The organism is Psychrobacter muriicola 2pS, assembly GCF_904846535.1.
GTDB classification, from domain to species: domain Bacteria; phylum Pseudomonadota; class Gammaproteobacteria; order Pseudomonadales; family Moraxellaceae; genus Psychrobacter; species Psychrobacter aquimaris.
The window spans coordinates 49,500-68,879 of sequence record NZ_CAJHBC010000002.1; the positions used below are offsets into that span (position 1 = coordinate 49,500).

Annotated in this window: 18 protein-coding genes; 11 read left to right on the plus strand and 7 right to left on the minus strand. The window is 42.8% G+C overall.

Going from position 1 to position 19,380, the window contains the following annotated elements; all coding sequences use genetic code 11:
- The first annotated feature begins 140 nt into the window (after positions 1-140).
- The 3 genes from rph to JMX93_RS02585 all read left to right on the plus strand — a co-directional run bounded on the left by rph (position 141) and on the right by JMX93_RS02585 (position 2,506).
- Positions 141-857, plus strand: a complete 717-nt coding sequence (gene rph / locus JMX93_RS02575; protein ID WP_045443953.1) for a ribonuclease PH — start codon at positions 141-143, stop codon at positions 855-857.
- 77 nt (positions 858-934) lie between these two features.
- On the plus strand, positions 935-1,426 hold the full coding sequence (locus tag JMX93_RS02580) for a hypothetical protein (RefSeq protein ID WP_193013424.1): 492 nt from the start codon (positions 935-937) through the stop codon (positions 1,424-1,426).
- 315 nt (positions 1,427-1,741) lie between these two features.
- Positions 1,742-2,506 carry a hypothetical protein gene (locus JMX93_RS02585; protein WP_499203765.1) on the plus strand — a complete coding sequence of 255 codons (765 nt, stop codon included), beginning with the start codon at positions 1,742-1,744 and terminating at the stop codon, positions 2,504-2,506.
- Between the two features lie 115 nt (positions 2,507-2,621).
- On the opposite strand, the gene hemJ is transcribed toward JMX93_RS02585, so the two are convergent.
- The 6 genes from hemJ to serB all read right to left on the minus strand — a co-directional run bounded on the left by hemJ (position 2,622) and on the right by serB (position 8,429).
- Positions 2,622-3,056 (minus strand): protoporphyrinogen oxidase HemJ, encoded by a 435-nt coding sequence (gene hemJ, locus JMX93_RS02590; RefSeq protein ID WP_102090486.1) that lies wholly within the window; start codon positions 3,054-3,056, stop codon positions 2,622-2,624.
- Positions 3,057-3,145: 89 nt separating this feature from the next.
- Entirely contained in the window at positions 3,146-4,321 is a 1,176-nt protein-coding gene (gene bioB, locus JMX93_RS02595; protein ID WP_499204012.1) for a biotin synthase BioB, read from the minus strand.
- A 221-nt stretch (positions 4,322-4,542) separates the two neighbouring features.
- Positions 4,543-5,049: an SCP2 sterol-binding domain-containing protein gene (locus JMX93_RS02600; RefSeq protein WP_193013421.1), complete on the minus strand. Its 507-nt coding sequence runs from the start codon at positions 5,047-5,049 to the stop codon at positions 4,543-4,545.
- A gap of 387 nt (positions 5,050-5,436) precedes the next feature.
- The gene (gene aciT, locus JMX93_RS02605; protein ID WP_499203766.1) at positions 5,437-5,838 is read right to left on the minus strand and encodes an AciT family ciprofloxacin tolerance protein; all 402 of its coding nucleotides are present in this window, start codon (positions 5,836-5,838) and stop codon (positions 5,437-5,439) included.
- A 239-nt stretch (positions 5,839-6,077) separates the two neighbouring features.
- Positions 6,078-7,073: a DUF368 domain-containing protein gene (locus tag JMX93_RS02610; RefSeq protein ID WP_443510323.1), complete on the minus strand. Its 996-nt coding sequence runs from the start codon at positions 7,071-7,073 to the stop codon at positions 6,078-6,080.
- Between the two features lie 165 nt (positions 7,074-7,238).
- Entirely contained in the window at positions 7,239-8,429 is a 1,191-nt protein-coding gene (serB, locus tag JMX93_RS02615) for a phosphoserine phosphatase SerB (RefSeq protein WP_496191057.1), read from the minus strand.
- A 493-nt stretch (positions 8,430-8,922) separates the two neighbouring features.
- Here serB and JMX93_RS02620 point away from each other — a divergent pair, with 493 nt between their 5' ends.
- From JMX93_RS02620 to JMX93_RS02640, 5 genes are all read left to right on the plus strand, one after another.
- Positions 8,923-10,377, plus strand: a complete 1,455-nt coding sequence (locus tag JMX93_RS02620; RefSeq protein WP_499203767.1) for a hypothetical protein — start codon at positions 8,923-8,925, stop codon at positions 10,375-10,377.
- Between the two features lie 184 nt (positions 10,378-10,561).
- Entirely contained in the window at positions 10,562-10,798 is a 237-nt protein-coding gene (locus tag JMX93_RS02625; protein WP_045443968.1) for a PA3496 family putative envelope integrity protein, read from the plus strand.
- A gap of 283 nt (positions 10,799-11,081) precedes the next feature.
- A complete protein-coding gene (locus JMX93_RS02630; protein ID WP_193013416.1) occupies positions 11,082-11,639 on the plus strand; it encodes a YecA/YgfB family protein in 558 nt (185 codons plus the stop codon).
- Positions 11,640-11,723: 84 nt separating this feature from the next.
- The gene (locus JMX93_RS02635) at positions 11,724-12,170 is read left to right on the plus strand and encodes a YbjQ family protein (RefSeq protein ID WP_443215329.1); all 447 of its coding nucleotides are present in this window, start codon (positions 11,724-11,726) and stop codon (positions 12,168-12,170) included.
- 60 nt (positions 12,171-12,230) lie between these two features.
- A complete protein-coding gene (locus tag JMX93_RS02640; protein ID WP_499203768.1) occupies positions 12,231-12,734 on the plus strand; it encodes a YbjQ family protein in 504 nt (167 codons plus the stop codon).
- 74 nt (positions 12,735-12,808) lie between these two features.
- On the opposite strand, the gene JMX93_RS02645 is transcribed toward JMX93_RS02640, so the two are convergent.
- Complete coding sequence (locus tag JMX93_RS02645) at positions 12,809-13,885, minus strand: formate/nitrite transporter family protein (RefSeq protein WP_499203769.1); 1,077 nt, start codon at positions 13,883-13,885, stop codon at positions 12,809-12,811.
- Positions 13,886-14,178: 293 nt separating this feature from the next.
- Between JMX93_RS02645 and JMX93_RS02650 the strand changes: the two genes are divergently transcribed.
- From JMX93_RS02650 to JMX93_RS02660, 3 genes are all read left to right on the plus strand, one after another.
- Positions 14,179-17,148 carry a valine--tRNA ligase gene (locus JMX93_RS02650; RefSeq protein WP_499203770.1) on the plus strand — a complete coding sequence of 990 codons (2,970 nt, stop codon included), beginning with the start codon at positions 14,179-14,181 and terminating at the stop codon, positions 17,146-17,148.
- A gap of 269 nt (positions 17,149-17,417) precedes the next feature.
- The gene (locus JMX93_RS02655) at positions 17,418-18,527 is read left to right on the plus strand and encodes an AAA family ATPase (RefSeq protein WP_499203771.1); all 1,110 of its coding nucleotides are present in this window, start codon (positions 17,418-17,420) and stop codon (positions 18,525-18,527) included.
- The gene (locus JMX93_RS02660) at positions 18,505-19,242 is read left to right on the plus strand and encodes a hypothetical protein (RefSeq protein WP_499203772.1); all 738 of its coding nucleotides are present in this window, start codon (positions 18,505-18,507) and stop codon (positions 19,240-19,242) included. The genes JMX93_RS02655 and JMX93_RS02660 overlap by 23 nt, the downstream gene beginning before the upstream one ends.
- Positions 19,243-19,380: the final 138 nt, after the last annotated feature.

A 19,380-nucleotide genomic window follows, 5' to 3' on the forward strand; every position in this document is an offset into this window, starting at 1 on the left:
ATATTTTGCTTGGCTCAGGCATTCAGTGTTATTTTATTTGGTGATATAAAGACAGCACTAACTAAAGCGCAAGTGGCCAGCTAACACTATATTTATTATTTTTATGACATTGCTTTTATAACATCGTACTAGGAATTTTTATGCGTATTGACAATCGTGAGCTTGACCAACTTCGCTCGATCAGCTTTGAGCGCCATTATACTAAGCATGCCGAAGGGTCAGTATTAGTCAGCTTTGGCGATACCAAAGTATTGTGTACTGCTAGTGTTGAATCTGGTGTTCCGCGTTGGCTCAAAGGTAAAGGTAAAGGCTGGATCACTGCTGAGTATGGCATGTTGCCACGCGCGACCAATACCCGTAACCAACGTGAAGCGGCACGCGGTAAACAATCAGGCCGTACCCAAGAAATCCAGCGTTTGATTGGTCGTAGCTTACGGGCGATGATTGACTTGAGTAAGCTAGGTGAAAATACCATTTATCTTGATTGTGATGTCTTGCAAGCCGATGGTGGTACACGTACTGCTAGTGTAACTGGGGCGGCTATTGCGCTTATCGATGCATTAGAGAGTATCCAAAAAAGCAAAAAACTCAAGGCAGATCCACTGATTGGTTTGGTCGCTGCAGTCTCTGTTGGTATGAAAGATGGTAAAGCGTATCTAGATCTAAACTACGAAGAAGATGCCAGCTGTGATACCGATTTGAATGTGGTTATGACCCAAAAAGGCGAATTTATTGAGCTACAAGGAACGGCAGAAGAAAAGCCATTTACCCGTGCTCAAGCCGACGATATGCTTATTCTTGCCGAAAAAGGCATCGCTGAGCTAATTGCCATGCAAAAAACAGCCTTGGGTTGGTAGTCCTATTGATGAGTGCTTGCGCATCGCATTTTCATTAAAATTTTATTCTCTCATTACTCTGTAACAGGTAGTCATGCATGCTCAAGCTGACCGACGATGGTGCCAAAATCACGCTACAAGATCAGCCAAAAACGACTGATGATGGCATGTTTTGGTTTGGGTCTGCACTACTTATCGGCGCGGTGGCGGTTGCTTTGGCAATGAGTCTGCTGCCTGAACGCTTGGCTATAGGCGCATTGGCGCTATTGATTATTGGTAGTTTTATGTTTAACCGAAAACGCCAACAACAGAAAAAAGCCATGGCCGGCGCTATCAGTAGCGGCATCTTATGGCTGCGTGCTGGTGAGCTGGTGCATGACAATCAAGGTAAGCGTGAGCATATTCAGTTGACCGACGGTGATAAAATCATGCTTATTGGTGAGCAGTTACAGATTGTTGATTGTGATGATATACGCAAATACCATATTAGCGGCTTTGATAGTATCCAAGAGGCAACCGCTGCCAAAGCTATTTTGCAGGGTCAAGCATTGGGCAAGCGGCATGTGAATATCAAAATGAGTAACGATTAACTTATTTCTTAGCCAATCATCTACTGGATTGAGCTATGAAATCCTAAGTGACTTTATCTAAGTAATATTTTATCTACGCAGTATTTAATCTAAACACTGCTTATTTCACTTCCTTTTTATTTAGCATCAGCTCTCTATCGTTCTTCTACGTGTTCCTCTTATCTAACCATTAGTCTGTATTTTTATACCTTTTATCGGTCATTTGAGCCGAATAATGCTTGCAGCGTCATGTCTAAATGGTTTATAAGTAAGATTAGAAAGTCCTATTATTATAGTTTATGTTGTCATTTATGTTTTATTGACAAGGAGTTGGTCATGTCGCGTTTGCCTGTGTCTATGTCGTCGTCGGTTACAGCGTCGTGCAGTCTTTTATTGTTTACCGTTGGCCTAGTAGGTCAAGCCCATGCAGATAGTATGAGTGTGCTGATCGCCCAAAAATCTGTGCAACCTGATTTCAGTATACGCTATACACCATCATACTCAGCCGTGCCCTCTGCCAAAGTCAGTACTCGTTCCACCATGCAACGTGCAGCAACCTATCGCTCAAATACTTCTAGTATTCCACCAGCGACTCAGACATCCTATCGTTATCCTGAAGTAGCGCGTCAAGCGCCTGCGGTACTCCCTGCATTTTTATCGGGTAATTATGATAATGTCGATAGTGAGTATTTACCGTTACTAAGCAGTGCGGAGATGCAGAGTAGTCTGGCCGCACGTGAAGTGGTTAGCACCGCACGCAAGATGGCGCTGAATGAGCGCGCGATCATTCAAGGTGGCTGCTGGGACTATCTGAATGCCGTGTTTAAACGCGCCGGAGTGACACGCGATACCATTCATAAAGGTACTTATGGTCAAGGCCCGTATGCCAATAGTGGCGAGATTGAAGTCGGGGATTGGCTCTATTATATCAACCATGGCTACAATGGCGTCGAGCATAGTGGACTGTTTGTCGGCTGGGTTGATGAGCGCGCAAAGCAAGCACTGATCCTCAGCTATGCGGGCGAAAACCGCCGCGAACCTGCGCGTTACCGTGTTTATGATTTGAGTAATGTCTATCAAATCATGCGCCCTAGTGTTTAAGGTTTCATCTTCATTATGTCCTAAAAAAAGCGTCCGTTACTTTAATAAGTAACGGACGCTTTTTGTTTAGATGTGTTCAGATCTAAAAATCAGTTATTAGCATGTTTACTGAATTTTAGAAGGGCTTGACCACTACTAAGATGACGATAATGACCAAAGCAAACACTGGTACTTCGTTAAACCAACGCCAGAATTTATGCGTCTTATAATGTGGATTATCTATCAGCTTTTTACGATAAAATCCACAAGCACCGTGATAGCCAGAGAGTAGTACCACTAATAAGAGCTTGACGTGTAACCAGCCTTGGGTCTTATATACATCCCAGCCTAGCCCCAACATCCATAGACCAAAGACCCATGTTGCTATCATCGATGGCGTCATAATACCGCGATAAAGCTTGCGCTCCATAATAGCAAAGCGCTCATGGCTGATGCTGTCGTCACTCATTGCATGATAGACAAACAAGCGTGGCAAATAAAATATCGCAGCAAACCAGCAGACCATCGATATAATATGCGCCGCTTTAATCCAATTAAAATAATCTGCCATCACATTCTCTCTTACGATTTAATATTTTATCATCAATAATGTCGGCAAGCTTAGCGCAGATTATCCAATAATGGTAGCGATAAAAAATGCTACTCTGCCATTACCACTTGCGATTGATGACCACTCATCGCATCCATCACAGGCAATACTTTGGGCGCTCTTGGTGCGGCAAACTGCTTTGTTAAGCCAAGCTCACGCATGAGTCTGTCATCGCCTGATTGGCTTGCATTGCCAGTAGTCAGCAGTTTATCGCCATAAAAGAATGAGTTGGCACCTGCCATAAAGGCCAGGGCTTGCTCAGAGTCGGATAGGCTTTCGCGGCCAGCAGACAAACGCACATAGCTGGTCGGGCAGCAAATACGTGCTACGGCAATAGTACGAATCCACTCAATCACTGACAGTTGACCTTCTGCCAAGACTTTATCGCCAATCGGTGTGCCTTGAATCGGGACGAGTAGGTTGACTGGAATAGACTCTGGTGCTTTGGGCATTTTTAGCAGCTCATGTACCCAATCGATACGGTCGTCACGGCTTTCACCCATGCCGACGATATTGCCGCTACAGACATTGATGCCTGAGTTGCGCACGTTATCTATCGTATCTAAGCGCTCGTCATAGCTCCGCGTGCTGACGACTTGCTCATAATAACGACGTGAGGTATCTAGATTATGATTGTAATAATCCAATCCAGCATCCGCCAGTTGCGTCGCTTGATTGGTATCTAGCATACCAAGGGTCATGCAGGTCTCAAGTCCCAATGCCTTGACTTCCTTAATCAGCTCAACCACATAGGGCATGTCTTTGGCGCTTGGCTGTTTCCATGCCGCACCCATACAGAACCGTGACGAGCCACTGGCTTTGGCACGTTTGGCCGCAGCAATGACTTTATCGACTTCTATGCGCTTCTCTGCTTGTAATTTAGTCGTGTCGCGGTGGTGACCTGACTGTGAGCAATAGCCACAATCTTCGGGGCAGTTACCTGTTTTGATCGATAACAAAGTACTGATTTGTACTTCATTGGCAGTGAAGTGCGCCCGATGTATCGTTTGTGCTTGCAATAACAAATCCATCAAAGGCAGGTCAAACAGTTCGGCGATTTCTTCGCGGTTATGCTTACGGGCAATTGGTTGGTTGGCTTTGGTGGCATCCGTTGTTAGGCTGGCCAAAAAGTCATTGTTCAAGCCGTTGTGGCTATTATTTTGATTATTGAACGTGTCAGTGGGGCTACTGGCATTAGGCTCTGAGATGTTAAGTAATCCTGCCATCATATAATTCCTTTTATAATAGTTTTTGAAACAATCGTTTTTAAGAGAATAGTGGTCAAAAGAGTTGTGTGTAAAGCCATAAGGTTTTAGATAATAAAAAAGGCTGCGATATAGTATACCGCAACCTTTTTAGAAAATCAGAACACTGCTAAAGAGTAAAGTAACTGAGATATAAATAGTCGTTATCTGTTTTCTTTATTTACGTCGCTAGATTTACGTCATTATTTGCCAAGTTTGTGCTTAGCAACCCCAATCCAATGATTGGCAAATTGCTGAGCTTTATAGGCATAAGGTTTGGCTTTTTGGACGTACGGTTTGTATTCCTCTGGAATGGCGGGCACGATATGCTTAGCAAGCTTATTGAACCACATCATGAGACTATAGTCACCTTCAATGCTGAGGTTGCCTTCTTGCACGGCAGTCATAAAGGCAGGTAGGTTTCCTTTGGTCAAAAGCTTAACGCCCGTCATCGAATCCTTGAAGTTGATGGTTAGGTCTGCTTTTTTAGCATGGCCACTGTATTGGCTGAAATGTCCATTATCAAAGACAAAATAACGGGCGATATCCGCTTCGGCGCTGGCAAGCTCAATCGTAACATTACGATCAGCAAATAACGCTTTCACATCTTCGTTATCACTATCAGCAAGCATGGACAAACGATAGCCAATCACAGCCAACAGCACATCTAACGGATCAGATTTAATATCTAATACAGGAACAGTAAACATAATCAAACTCCTAAAAAATGAGACGCAAAATAATGCGTACTTTATAACAATTTTTGTGACAAATATATAACTAGATTATAAACGATGGAGAGGTTGCTATTCTTTAGGAGTTACGTAGAGAGCGTTAAGTATCTTGTAACATTCAATGACGTTACCATAGTTGAAACAAGTTGATAGCATTTATAAAAATGAGAGTAGCAGCGAAAATGAATGCTAGCAATACCTATGCTAGATTAAGCGATTTTGACGCGGCTAATCGTACTTTTTGGGTGAGATACAGTCGGATAAAAATAATTTAGATACAGGTTAGGCATCAGGAATGCAAGTACCGCAAATAGTGAATGAGGTAGCCTGACAGCGTATCTGATTGATATAGGCGCGACTCTATTAGTGGAAGCGCGGTTGGTAGTCGTCATCATCATAAACAGGTGTATGCTCGATATAGCGTGCCGCTTCCAATTTACGCTGCTGCTGAACCGATTGACTGACATCCTCGTAACGTAACGCCCGATACAGTACCCAGCCTGCTAAAGGCAACCAACTGATGCCCATGGCGATGATATAGCTGTGCAATTCTGAAAGCTCTGATAGCATAGGACGACCCGCTACAAGGCTTTGTATTCCCTCAACCGCCAACCAATATGCCATACCACCAAATAGATACCACAGCAGCCAGCGCTGTGAGGATAAGGCAAGCGCCAAAATCAAGCCTGCTAGCAAGCTATAACCAAGCAGTGCCGCCGTGCTCCACGTTTCTATACCAATAACCGCAAATATAGTCAGTAACATTATTCATCTCGCTATTCATAAGGTGAATTCCAATGAGGTCATTATGAAAGTTTGAGCAACAAAGCTAAAGAGGGCACAGGCGACTTTGCGACAACCGTTGACGTTTGGTTTTTTAGCACGTTTTGATGGTTTTGTATGGCAGAATTTGAGCTTAAGCGCCGCAAGGATGGGCGCTTATTGTTAAGAGTAGAGAGAGTTTTCTAGTTTTAAAAACAGCCTGATGCAGGCTTCAGGTAGGGTTAAGCTCGATTGGTACGAGTTCCCCACCAAGACAATAGTGAGACTAAAATCGCGCCTAGTAGCATCAATCCTACAGTGGTTAGCCAATGTGGACCGGTAGGATACTGCCATGGCATCACGTTGTTTATCGCGTCACTATTAAGCGTGCCTACGGCATCGACTTTCCATGGCCATACTTTCACAAGCGAGCCTGCGATAAAACCTGTGAGCAAAGCCAAAGTTGCCTGATAGTAGCGCGATAATAGCCATTTAAGTGCGCGGGTAAATAATAACAATCCCGTTGCCATGCCTGCAATGACCGTGAAGATTACCGTAAAATTAAGGGTATGTACGGCCTCCAATACGGTGTCATAAGCACCTAATAACAATAATATAAAAGACCCTGATATACCGGGCAATATCATGGCGCAAATAGCAACCGCCCCTGCAAAAAATAAATACGGTAGGCTTGGCGTTGCCGTGAGTAGAGGCATACTACTGATTACCACAGCGGCAATTAGTCCGGCAGCAAACAATGCCACGCGCCCTATATTCCAGCGCTTAATTTCACTTAATAAGATAAATACCGTTGCGATGACCAGTCCAAAAAAAAATGACCAAATAAATAAGGGCTGGTTGTCCAGTAGGTGCTTAATGATACCGGCTAAAGTAGCAAAACTGGTGGCGATTCCCAATAACAAAAATAATAAAAAAGTCGCATCAACTTGTCGCCATACCGCAACCAAACCTTTTATCCCGCCTTCCTGTCGAAATATCTGCCAGAGATTGGGGCCGATGCTACTAAGTGAATTAATCAAGCGCTCATAAATGCCTGCAATCAGCGCAATGGTACCGCCAGAGACACCTGGTACGATATCCGCTGCGCCCATGGCCATTCCTTTGACATAAACCCCGAATAGTTGCTTTGAACTATTGGAGGAGGATGTAGTGCTGCTCTTATTCAGTGGTTGTGGCGCTGACGGCTCATTTTGCCGTGGTGATGGTGATGCCGTCATGAACAATCCTTCATTATCTAAAAGTAAATGTTATCTAAAAATAAGTATCAGAGGTTGGTACTACTAAACATACTAGAGCACCTGAAAAGTGTGCTAACGCATAAAAGCTGGATTAATGAGAAAGGCATCAACCCAGCTTATTTGATAATCTAAAGTATTTAGCGATTACTCAGCAGGTGCGAATGCTGGATAACCTAAGGCATAAAGTGTGCCTTCAAGCCCCGTGACATTAATCGCGGCATCAGCGCGTGCTTGGACAATGGGTTTGGCATGATAAGCGATGCCTAAATCTGCAATGGACATCATCGGTAAATCATTGGCACCATCGCCGATGCAGACCACTTGTGACATCTCGATGCCTAAACGTTCAGCAGTATGTTCGACGATAGAGGCTTTTTTGGCACCATTAACGATGGGTAGTTGCACATGACCGGTGACTTCACCTTCTTCGATGTCTAGCGCGTTGGCATGAACCTCATCAATGCCCAATTGCTCAGCGATATAGCGGGCAAAGTAGGTAAAACCACCTGATACCAATACCGTATGATAGCCCAGTGCTTTTAACGCACTGATGGTGGTTCGCGCACCGACCGATAACGTCAAGCGGCTACAAATATCATCAAGCACATCGGTAGAGATGCCTTTTAATAATGCCACACGTTGGGCAAAAGATTCATCAAAGTCAATTTCACCGCGCATTGCAGCTTCAGTAATGGCTTCGACTTCTGCGCCAATGCCAGCAGTTTTTGCCAGCTCTACGATGACTTCTTGTTCGATCAAGGTCGAGTCCATATCAAAGCAGGCAAGCTTGTGGGTACGTAGCATATGACCGACAGATAATATATGACAATCGACGACGTTTAGATTATCTGCACTGCCCGCACGACGGGTGTTGTTATATTCTTCAGTCAAGTCATGACGCAAGCGCGTGGTTAGCTGATCATCAATGATGTGAGCTGCTGCGGTCTTTTTGCCAGGATGCATGAGGGTGTCAGTGACTGGAACCAACAAATAGCGAAATACTTGTGCTTGGGTAAAGGGTAAGCGCTGTGCGTTTGCTGCCGTTGGCTCTGTATCAGAGACGGTGATATTGACAAAACTGGCATCGGTATCTTCAGCGACGGTGACCAAATGCCAGCTTGGCTGTTCATCCACCCATGATTGCACATACTGATGAATATCAAGAGTCGATACTTTGGTTGGTAGCACGACGATAAGCGCAAAAACAGGCAGGGACTGTAGCGCATCAAAATCTTGTAAGTTCGTGTTATCTGGTAACAGTGACGCAATAGAGTCGACGGCTTGTTGCCATGCTTTGCTGTCTTTTGGTAACGAGTAAGATGTATTGTGTGGCATGGCTCAATGGTCCCTTGTATGCTCATATAAGATTGGGAATAATAGCAGCTTTACTCGGCAGCGCCTATAGATGACGCGCAAAGTATCACCGTCGATTAAAGATGGTAGCGATCGTTGAAAAATCATTTGAAATTGAATGTAATTATTATGATAAATTTATAAATCTGCTAACGCTATAAGACTTATTATGGTGATATAGTAGATAAGATAAGCGGATTGTATTCATGATAATATTCACGACAATGCTTTCATTCGCCGCTTACCAAATGTGCAGTAGATTATCCTGAGTTATAGCATTTTAGACAGCAGTTTTTAAGTAACGAAATCTTGTTGTCAGTCTTATTTTAGGCAACAACAGACATGTCACAGCATGGTGCTGACATTCAATAAATGCTTATTAAGATACGTACTGTACAGTTTTTTTTAAATTCGCCAAAAAATGAGCGATAGCCTTGTTTTTTAATTTCTCTTCTCCAAAAAAGTTTACCATATCATGACGTATTTAGCGCCGCGGCAAGGGTTGTTTGCCATTATTCTTCTGGTTAGTTTTTGTTTACAGACGTTGTTATTGGTCATCAGCACCGATCAACAACTGAGCAAAAGTCGTGCGTTAAAAGGCGAGCAAATGGTCGCCCAGCTGATTGATGAAGCAAGGTTGTCTTTAGAAAATAAAGACCGTGTCAGCTTAAGCGTCATTGCCAATCGCTATACCAGCGAGCAAGACGTGACACGCATATTGATTAAAGACAATAACGACGATATCTTGGTGCCTGTTGGCAATGCGCCCATGCAGCAAGGTGATACCATTCGTCAGATTGCCACCAATGGCGATGCGGTAATTGGCAGTGTGTCGTTGACGTTAAAAGATATTAGCAAAGGCGAGATTATCGCTATGCAATGGCCATTCGTCATCGGTACGATGCTGCTGCATTTGTTGCTTTGGCTGGTTTATGGTTACCTTGCCCGTCCCACCAAAGAGCAGATCAATGCGCTTAGCCGCGATATTCAGGATTTGCATCGTGAGCAGTATATGCAAATCGATCAGCGCAATTATGATCGTGAGCTTGAACGTCGTACCACGGATTCTGATAGAGAAACTTCGGAGTATTCTGTAGAGAGTGCAACGGATAGGCAGCCAGCCAGTGCACGCAAATTGGATGTGCATAGTGAAGTAAACCAGTATTTAAGAACGCAACAAAATCAAGACGCGACAGGTTCTAATGATCAGCCTATCAATGATACAACTGAAGAGCGGACAGAGCATGACGTAGCAGATGGTGCTCAAAATGATATGAGCAGCGCTCATAAATCTGGCAGCGCCTCTCGGTTGTCTGCCACCCGCTCATTTGATAGTGTGAGAGTGCAGATTGTATTTCATGACGAGTTCAATATGCTTGAGCGTCTTGCGCCGGCTCAGCGTTTACCTTATTTAGCATTATGTACGCAGCTATTGAACCAAGCAGTGACTGAGTTGCTTAAGCAGCCTTTATTATTAGGTGTCAGCGCGATGAATGAGCCACGTTTCGATGACACGGGTGCTAGTGTGTTGTTAAAGGCGGACAATAGCCATGCCAAAGTGGCGTTAGCAGGCGTGATGCTTGGCAAGCTGTATTTGATGCTCAATAAAATCATCCATGACAAGCACATTGAGCTAAGCCGCTTTGCGCTACCCGCTAAAGCAGGTGTCAGCGATGATGCGCAGGCGCAAGCAATGACGCAATTATTACACAGTGTTGGCAAAAAAGAGCAAATGCTGATTTTGTTACCCAATGCAGGTCTCAAGCAAATCAGCCACCATGTACAGGTACAGAGTATCATGCGCCCAACAACGGTTTATGAGCGTGAATGTGCCGTGTTTGATGGTGGCAATGATTCGATGATCCAACGCTTAGCGGATGTGCGTAATGCGGTATTGATGATTGAAAGCGCAGATGAGTCGGCTATTTAATGCTACTTATCTTCGCTGATTAATATACAATTGTCTGCGATATTATCTTTATCTTTATCTTTATATCGCCTAAAAATAGGGCGGTAATAATAAAAAGCATTGACAACATGAAGTAGAGACTTTATAAGGCATATATATATTAATGTATTCTTAATACCCTTGCTAAAAATGATAGGAGTTTGTCATGAGTGACGCTGATATTGACGATGATTTTGATGATGATTTTGTCGACGATGATGATGCAAAGATGGTGGAAGAGGCCGAGACGAGCGTGCGTACGCGCTTAAGCAGTCTTGAGAAGCGTCGACTAATCGATAATCTGCTAGAAGAAAAGCGTTTGGCTAAAGAGCTAAAGGATGATCTAGACGATATAGATAATTTCGATGAAGATGGCGATGACTGGGATGATGACGATCTTTAGTCTTTAAACTTAAGTCATAGCTTAATGTGAAAGTGCCCAGTCATTTAAGCCGACTAAAGCCTCTTAATAATGGCGTATTAGCTGATACTGTCAAGCCAATGACATCTCGTTCGTTACTTTTCGACGGTTGCTAGCAACCCGCTCTATACAATGATTCTTACTTTATAAAGGTGGTTTGGGTGCTTTACCGAAACTACCTTTACCTTCAAATTATCCGCTATTCTGCACTTAACCGATCGTTTATGGCATCAGCCGCACTCTATCTTTCAAGGACAATTACATCATGAGTAACCAACTAAGCTTCGATGAATTATTAGACTATTTGGACAACCAAGAGAGCCAGTTTGTGCTTGATAGTGTCGCCGCACATGGTTTTTTGACAGCGACAGTCATTGGCCGTCCATTACCGAACTGGCTGGATGCACTGTTTGAAGGGCATGTCAGTGAAATCCCAGAAAACGTCATCGACGGTATCCAGCGCTGGCGCGACTCTATTATCGCTGAGCTAAAAAACGAGACGCCGATTGAGCTACCGTTTGGTGAAGATGCGGGTGATGAAGAAGTGGCTGTTGATTTTTCAGATGAATCAGATATCGTTGCTTGGTCAATTGGTTTTGTCGATGCGATGTATGGTGATGAAGCCAGTGATTGGTTTGAAGATGAAGAAACAGCAGAAGATGTGGCTGTTTTGACATTACCAATGATACTGCTAAGCGGTATCGATGATGAAGATCCAGAGCTTGCTGAAATGCGTAAAGATGAAGATAAGCTGGCACAAATGGCCAACAGCATCGAAGGCAATTTGACCGAATTATTTTTATTGTTCCATACCAACGATTAGCCTTTTTATCAATATACGGGCAGCGTGGTTTGGTCTATATCCAAGTTGACGCTGTCTATATAACGTCATCGATAAGGTCGTACTATGACTGTGCAACTCTCCAATCTTGAGCATTTGCCCAACTATCAGATCACTGAGCGTTTAGATGTGGTGTACGGCAGCACCGTGCGCTCAAAACATGTCGGCAAAGACTTGTTTGCTGGACTTAAGAATATCGTCGGTGGTGAGTTAACGGCTTATACCGAGCTGTTAGAGGAGTCACGCCAAGAGGCGATAGATCGGATGATTGTCAAGGCAGAAGCCTTGGGTGCAGATGCGGTTGTGGGGTTGCGTTTTTCAACCTCTAGCATCGCGCAGGGAGCCTCTGAATTGTTTGTCTATGGCACCGCTGTCAAAGCCATACCGATGCCGCAGCAAGTCTATCAAACCCCACCAAGCGACTCTCATCATCAGCCTGGTCAGCAGTCAAATCTACAAAATTCTGCACCGACAGCAACCGATGACTTGCCACGTTTCAACCCTTTTGGTTAGCTAACCAAATCTTAAAGCATCGATGCTTTTTTATGATAAGTTTATGACAAGAGACGTGCCATGAATAACTCCCTTACCCAAATGCTTATCAATTACGCACCGTTTATTTTACTATTTGCTGCTGGTTGGTTTTTTGGGTCGCGTCATGAGCGCCAACATCTCGCGCAGTTAAGCATTGCAGAGCAAGAATTAAGCCATATTATGGTCTCAAGTGAGCGCTTTTATGTGCCGAAACTTGCTGCCAATACTGAGGGCGAGCTGGTGCTTGGTAGCGTGGTTATTGCCCAAGATTATTTCAAAATGATTATCGCTCGGGTATTGAGCATCTTTGGTAAAAACTTGACCACCTACGAGACATTATTAGACCGCGCCCGCCGTGAGGCCATCGTCCGTATGCGCACTGAGGCACAAGCCAAAGGCTATAACCATATCTACGGCTTACGTCTTGAAGTCAGCAATATCAATCAATTGGGCAGCATGGTTGAAGCCATCGCTTATGGTACAGCGGTTATCAGTATCGATAATACCAGTCATGCGACTACTGCTCTTCAATTCTCTATCTAAACGACGCCTGTCACCCAATCATTTATTCCATAACCTGCTTAAATACTCTCCAATTCGATTGTATTGGACAACAGCTAAAAGCGACGACCGTTTATTTTTTTTCTGGCATCTGCTTTATCATTGGCAGTTTGTTCTTTTACTTTTTCGATTTGAAATAAGAAAGTACGGTTTTTGAGTACAGCGACAAATACCACGCCGCCTACCGTATTGCCCACTAAGACCACAACTAAAAATATCAAATAGTGCCATAGAGTAACGGTGTTGCCATACAGCAATGCTGAAAACACTTCAATATTGCCAACGATACTGTGATGCAATCCTAAAAAGCCGATACTACCAGTGATGAGAATAACGAGTACGATGCGGCTAAGGGTATCGCGTGCAGATGTGACTAGCCATGCCGCCACGCCCATCATCCAACCCGCTAATACCGCACTACCAAAGATAACCCACCATTCAAAACCCAAAATATGCTCAGCGTAAGCATCAATGGCATGATCTGTAAACAGATGCATATGCAACCCTAAGCCAACCATCAAAGCGGCAAATAAACAGCCGCCGACGATATTGCCAGCAATGACGATGCCCCATAGACGCAGCAGCTTATGCAGTGGTTCAATCTTGTTTAATACAGGTAGACTAAGCAAGGAAGTCTGCTCAGTAAATAATAACGACTGACCAATTACGACGATAATAAAGCCTATCGGATAGAGCAGGGATGATAGTACCATCGCATAGCGACTCGGCAGCACATCATTGAGTAAGGCAAATGCAGATAAAATCATAAAGAAGCTAATGCCAATCTCAAGCCCAGCGGTAAAAGCACTGGTAAAGAGTGAGCCAAGCGAGCGCTCAAAAGTTTCTTTGGCATCCATCACTTGCTCAACCAAGATACTGGCATAGCTCTTTGCTTGACTTAAATTGTCATCATTGGCGACTTTTTTGATGGTTTCTTTGTCTTCTTCGCTAATATCCTCAGAAAAATCTTCGTCTTCCAAACTTTCTGTCGCATCAGTATCATCTGGCGTCTCAGTCTTGCTAAGGTCTTTATCTTCAGCAGTAGATGGTTGATTAACACTATTATCAGTCAAGCGCTTATCGGCTATTTTGTCAGCTTCAGAGTTGCTTTTATGCTCGGTATCTTGGGACAAGGTCGGCTCACTATTGATTAGATAACGTTTTTAGTATTTTTTAATATAAAGATATCAGTGCTATGTTAGCGCATGACAGTGGCGGGTTCTGTTGAGCATTTAACCGATTGGGGTTATTAATTGTTCGATAACGTCATTAAAAACTACCTTCAGGCTTTATAAATTGCCTTACCATCTAACAAAATCTGCCTATCTGCGTTAAAATCACTCTATCAATGATATTTCCTGTTTTTATAGTGTTTACGCTATCTCATTTTGACCACATTCATTATCAACAATAAGATCACCCTATTATGAGCAATCCTAATACCGATACCAGCATTGATAGCAATGCTAAGACCAACCTGACCCAATCAATCCAAGCTGCGCTAAGCCAGTTAGAAAATGCGTACAATCCTGCGCAAGTCGAAGCAGGCATGTACCAAGGCTGGGAAGAAAGCGGTTATTTTCAGCCGACTTTTGACAAAGATGAGTCGTTTTCTATTGCGCTGCCACCGCCGAACGTTACCGGCTCGCTGCATATGGGACACGGTTTTAACAATGCGATCATGGATGCGCTCACCCGTTATCACCGCATGGATGGCGACAATACGCTTTGGCAACCAGGTACGGATCATGCTGGTATCGCCACCCAAATGGTTGTTGAGCGTCGTTTGGAGGCGCAAGGCATTAAGCGTCGTGATATGACGCGTGAAGATTTCATCGATAAAGTGTGGGAATGGAAAGAAGAGTCGGGCGGTAATATCACTAGCCAAATTCGTCGTTTGGGTAGCTCGGTTGACTGGTCGCGTGAGCGCTTTACCATGGATGACGGTCTGTCCAATGCGGTAAAAGAAGTGTTTGTGCGTCTGTTTGATGATGGTTTGATTTATCGTGGTAAGCGCCTAGTGAACTGGGATCCTAAGTTCCAAACCGCACTGTCTGATTTAGAAGTCGAAAACCATGACGAAAAAGGTAGCTTGTGGCATTTCCGCTACCATTTCACTGATACAGAGCTACTGACTCAAGATGGTAAAAACTATCTGGTCGTCGCAACCACACGTCCTGAGACACTGCTTGGCGATACTGCTGTTGCAGTCAATCCTAGTGATGAGCGTTATGCACACTTGGTCGGCAAAACCATTACCTTACCAATTACGGGTCGCGTCGTGCCTATCGTCGCTGATGATTATGTTGAAAAAGACTTTGGTACAGGCTGCGTAAAAATCACTCCAGCTCATGATTTTAACGATTATGAATTGGGTCGTCGTCATAGCTTGCCACTCATCAATATCCTTGATGAGCGCGCCAATATTTTGCCAGCGATGGAAGTCTATCCTGATTTGCAGACGCGTGAGCCAGAGCTAGAAACCACGCCGAGCGAGTATGCAGGACTGGAGCGTTTTGCCGCGCGTAAATTCCTTGTAGAGCAAGCAGGCGAGCAGGGCTGGCTAGAAGATATCGAAGACTACGCACTCAAAGCCCCTCGCGCTGAGCGTGGCGGTACGATCGTTGAGCCGTGGTTGACCGATCAGTGGTATGTCGCGGTCAAAGAGCTTGCCAAGCCTGCGATTGACGCGGTAGAAGACGGCAGCATTGAGTTCGTCCCTGCGCAGTACAAAAACATGTATATGGCATGGATGACTGATCTACAAGACTGGTGCATCAGCCGTCAGCTGTGGTGGGGTCATCGTATTCCTGCATGGTATGACGATGCAACAGGTGAGATCTATGTCGCCCGTGACGAAGCGGAAGTGCGTAGCAAATATAACTTAGGCGACGATGTAAAACTGCGCCAAGATAATGACGTGCTCGATACATGGTTCAGCTCGGGTCTCTGGACATTCAGTACGCTTGACTGGGCAGACGTCAACGCCGATCCGCGCGTGATGGATACCTTTCACCCAACCAGCGTGCTCGTGACAGGTTTTGACATTATCTTCTTTTGGGTGGCCCGCATGATCATGATGACCATGCACTTCGTGAAAAACGAAGATGGCACGCCGCAAGTACCGTTTAAGACCGTTTATGTGCATGGTCTGGTACGTGATGGTAATGGTCAGAAAATGTCAAAATCGAAAGGTAACGTCTTAGATCCGATCGATCTCATCGACGGTATTGAGCTAGAAGCGCTGGTCGAAAAACGCACTAGCAATATGATGAATCCAAAAGACGCGGCTAAGATTGAGAAGCAAACGCGTAAAGAATTCCCAGAAGGCATCCCAGCTTACGGCACCGATGCACTGCGCTTTACCTTTACCTCACTAGCCAGTACGGGTCGCGATATCAACTTTGATCTAAAACGTGTCGAGGGCTATCGTAACTTCTGTAATAAAATCTGGAACGCCAGCCGCTTTGTCCTGATGAACTGTGTGGATGGTGACAGCAATGCCAAGCCTATAGACCAAGCGGCAAACCCTGATGTATGGGAATTACCAGAAAAATGGATCATGAGTCGTCTGAACTCTAGTATCAAAGACATTCATCAGCATTTTGCTCAGTATCGTCTCGATATGGTCAGCCAAGATATCTATGAGTTCATCTGGAACGAGTACTGTGACTGGTACGTTGAGCTTGCCAAAGCCAGCCTAAATGATGACTCGGTGTCGGATGAGCGTAAAGCGCAAATCCGCTATGTGCTACTGCATGTGCTAGAGACGGCGCTACGCTTCACCCATCCAATCATGCCGTATCTGACTGAGCAAATCTGGCAGACCATTGCGCCGCTACTCGGTCGTAAAAACACCGACAGCATCGTGGTCGCAGACTATCCACAGACCGATGATAGCCAAATCAGTGAGCAGACTGAAGCGGATATGGCGTGGCTACAGGAGCTAATCGCTAGCGTCCGTAATATCCGTGGTGAGATGAAACTGGGTAACGCGGTACGTCTGCCAGTGCTCCTACAAAATGTTTCTCATGATGAAGAAGCGCGTCTATCCCGTATCAAAAACCAGTTCAAAGCGCTTGCCAAAGTCGAGAGCTTAGAGATCGTCAAAGAAGGCGATGAGGTGCCACTATCATCATCAAGTATGGTCGGTCAGCTACGTGTCCTCGTACCGATGAAAGGGCTAATCGATCCAACGGCTGAGCTGGCACGTTTAGGAAAGTCATATGATAAGTTGAAAGGCCAAGCAGAAGGTATCGCCCGTAAGCTCGGTAATGAAGGTTTTGTGAGTAAAGCACCTGCGGAAGTGGTCGAAGCAGAGAAAGCGAAACTGGCTGAGCTAGAAGGGCAGTTGACCGCGATGACGGCGCAGATGGAGCAGTTGAAAGCGTTGTAGTGTTTTTTGTTGAGAAAGTAAAAAAGCCACCTAATTAGGTGGCTTTTTTTGTTATTTATCAGAAATAAAATACATTTCAAGTATCTTAAATGAAACAAATATAATTCATTATGTTTGTTGAGTAATGACAAACTATATATGCAAACCGTATTTTTTATACGGTTTACGTGCTATTATTTACTTAGCAAGTTCGAATCAAGTTTCAAATTTTAATAGATTCTAAGTGTCTGCTTTGTATATTATGCAATCTAATAGAGGAATCTCAGATAATGTTAAAAAGCTTTTCAGTAAAAGGTTTCAGGCAGTTTAAAGATGAAATAAAGTTTGATCTTACTGCAGGTAACTTTGCTTTTAATGAAGAATGCATTCAAAATAAGATTGTGCAAACAGCCTTAATCTACGGAGAAAATGCTACTGGCAAGTCAACGATTGGATGGGCTATTTTTGATTTAGTGGAACACCTAACTGATAATAATACTATTGGACTTCCAAATAAAAACTATATAAATGCTGATTCTGAATTAGATTATGCAGAGTTTAACTATAAGTTTGAGATAGATAAGACTGATATTATATATAAATATAGAAAAAATAAAGATAAAAAAATAATCAAAGAAGAATTGTATATAAATGATAATTTAGTAGTAAATTATAATTTAGGTCAACCAGTTGAAGTAAAATTAAAAGGAGCTGAAAGTTTAAATAAAAATATCAACGGAGAATTAAATTTATCTTCTATAAAATATATTTTTAGTAATACTAATTTGGATAAAAGAAATAAAGCTAACAAGTCGTTCATTGCTTTGATTGACTTTGTTTCCAATATGCTTTGGTTTAGGAATCTTTCAGATGGTATTAATTATATAGGAAATAGAACTGATAAATCATCTATACTTACTTCAATTGTAAAAAATGGTAACTTAAAAGATTTTGAAAAATTCTTGAATAACTGTGGCATTAAATGTAAGTTGGCATCTATGGATTCCGATGGAGAAAAATCTATTGGGTTTAAATTCAATAAAAAAATCTTGCCTTTCTTCAGCATAGCTTCTACTGGAACAAAAAGTTTAATGATGTTCTATTACTGGTGGCAGGAAGTTCGAGAGAATAAGACTTCGCTTTTATTTCTAGATGAATTTGATTCCTCTTATCATTTTAAGCTTTCTAAACATATAGTTTGCATGTTAAAGGAGCTTGATTCACAAGTGATATTAACTACACATAATACAGCCTTACTTTCGAATAGCCTGATTAGGCCTGATTGTGGATTCGTTATAGATGGCAGTAGAATTAATGCATTACATGTTAGTACTTTAAAAGAAATACGTGTTGCTCATAACTTAGAGAAGTTATATCGTGCAGGGGAATTTAGTGACTAGATTGGTCTTATTTATAACAGAGGGTTTTAGGCCTGAGAAGCCGATTATTAGTCAGCTGAATCAACACTACTTAAGCTTGAATAATGTAAAAATTGTTGCACACGAGACTGATATTTATTCATTTTATGAAAAAATTTACTATGATGATTACCTTGATCCTCTCACTGTTTTAAAAGGTATGTCTGATGATGCTAGTTGTCTCCAAGGTTTAGAAGAAGATGACATAGCTGGAATATATCTATTTTTTGACTATGACCCTCATACTAATAGAGCTAATAATGAAAAAATTAATTATCTTTTAGAGTTTTTTGATAGTGAAACAGATAAAGGTAAACTGTATATTAGCTACCCTATGGTTGAAGCTTATAAACATCCTATGGATGTACCTCCATTAATTGAAACTTCTATTGGAAGTGGGTATAAATCTTATGTAGCTGGTATATGTGATAAGAATCTAGTTAACGTTAGTAAGATCAGTCGTTCTGAATGGGATAGTTGTTTTAAGAATCATATCAAGGCTGGAAATTTTTTAATTAATGGTCAATTTGTTTTTCCTTTATATGAATACTTTAAAAATGAAGTTGTTCAAACTAACGTGTTGTCTAAACAAGTTGAGCTGATAGATTCACAGTCGAAAATTTTAGTGATCAGTGCTTTTTCTTTCTTCTTGCTAGATTATTTTGGTGAGAGTCTGAGTTTGCAATGGTCGGTTTGATTCTCTATACTATGAAAAATATATTAAGATTCAATATTTAGTGGCTTAGAAGTGATTTATATTCTTCAATTAATAATTTTTTATGATGCTTATGAGATACCTCTAATTAATATCGCAAAACTCATTAGTAAATAAAGT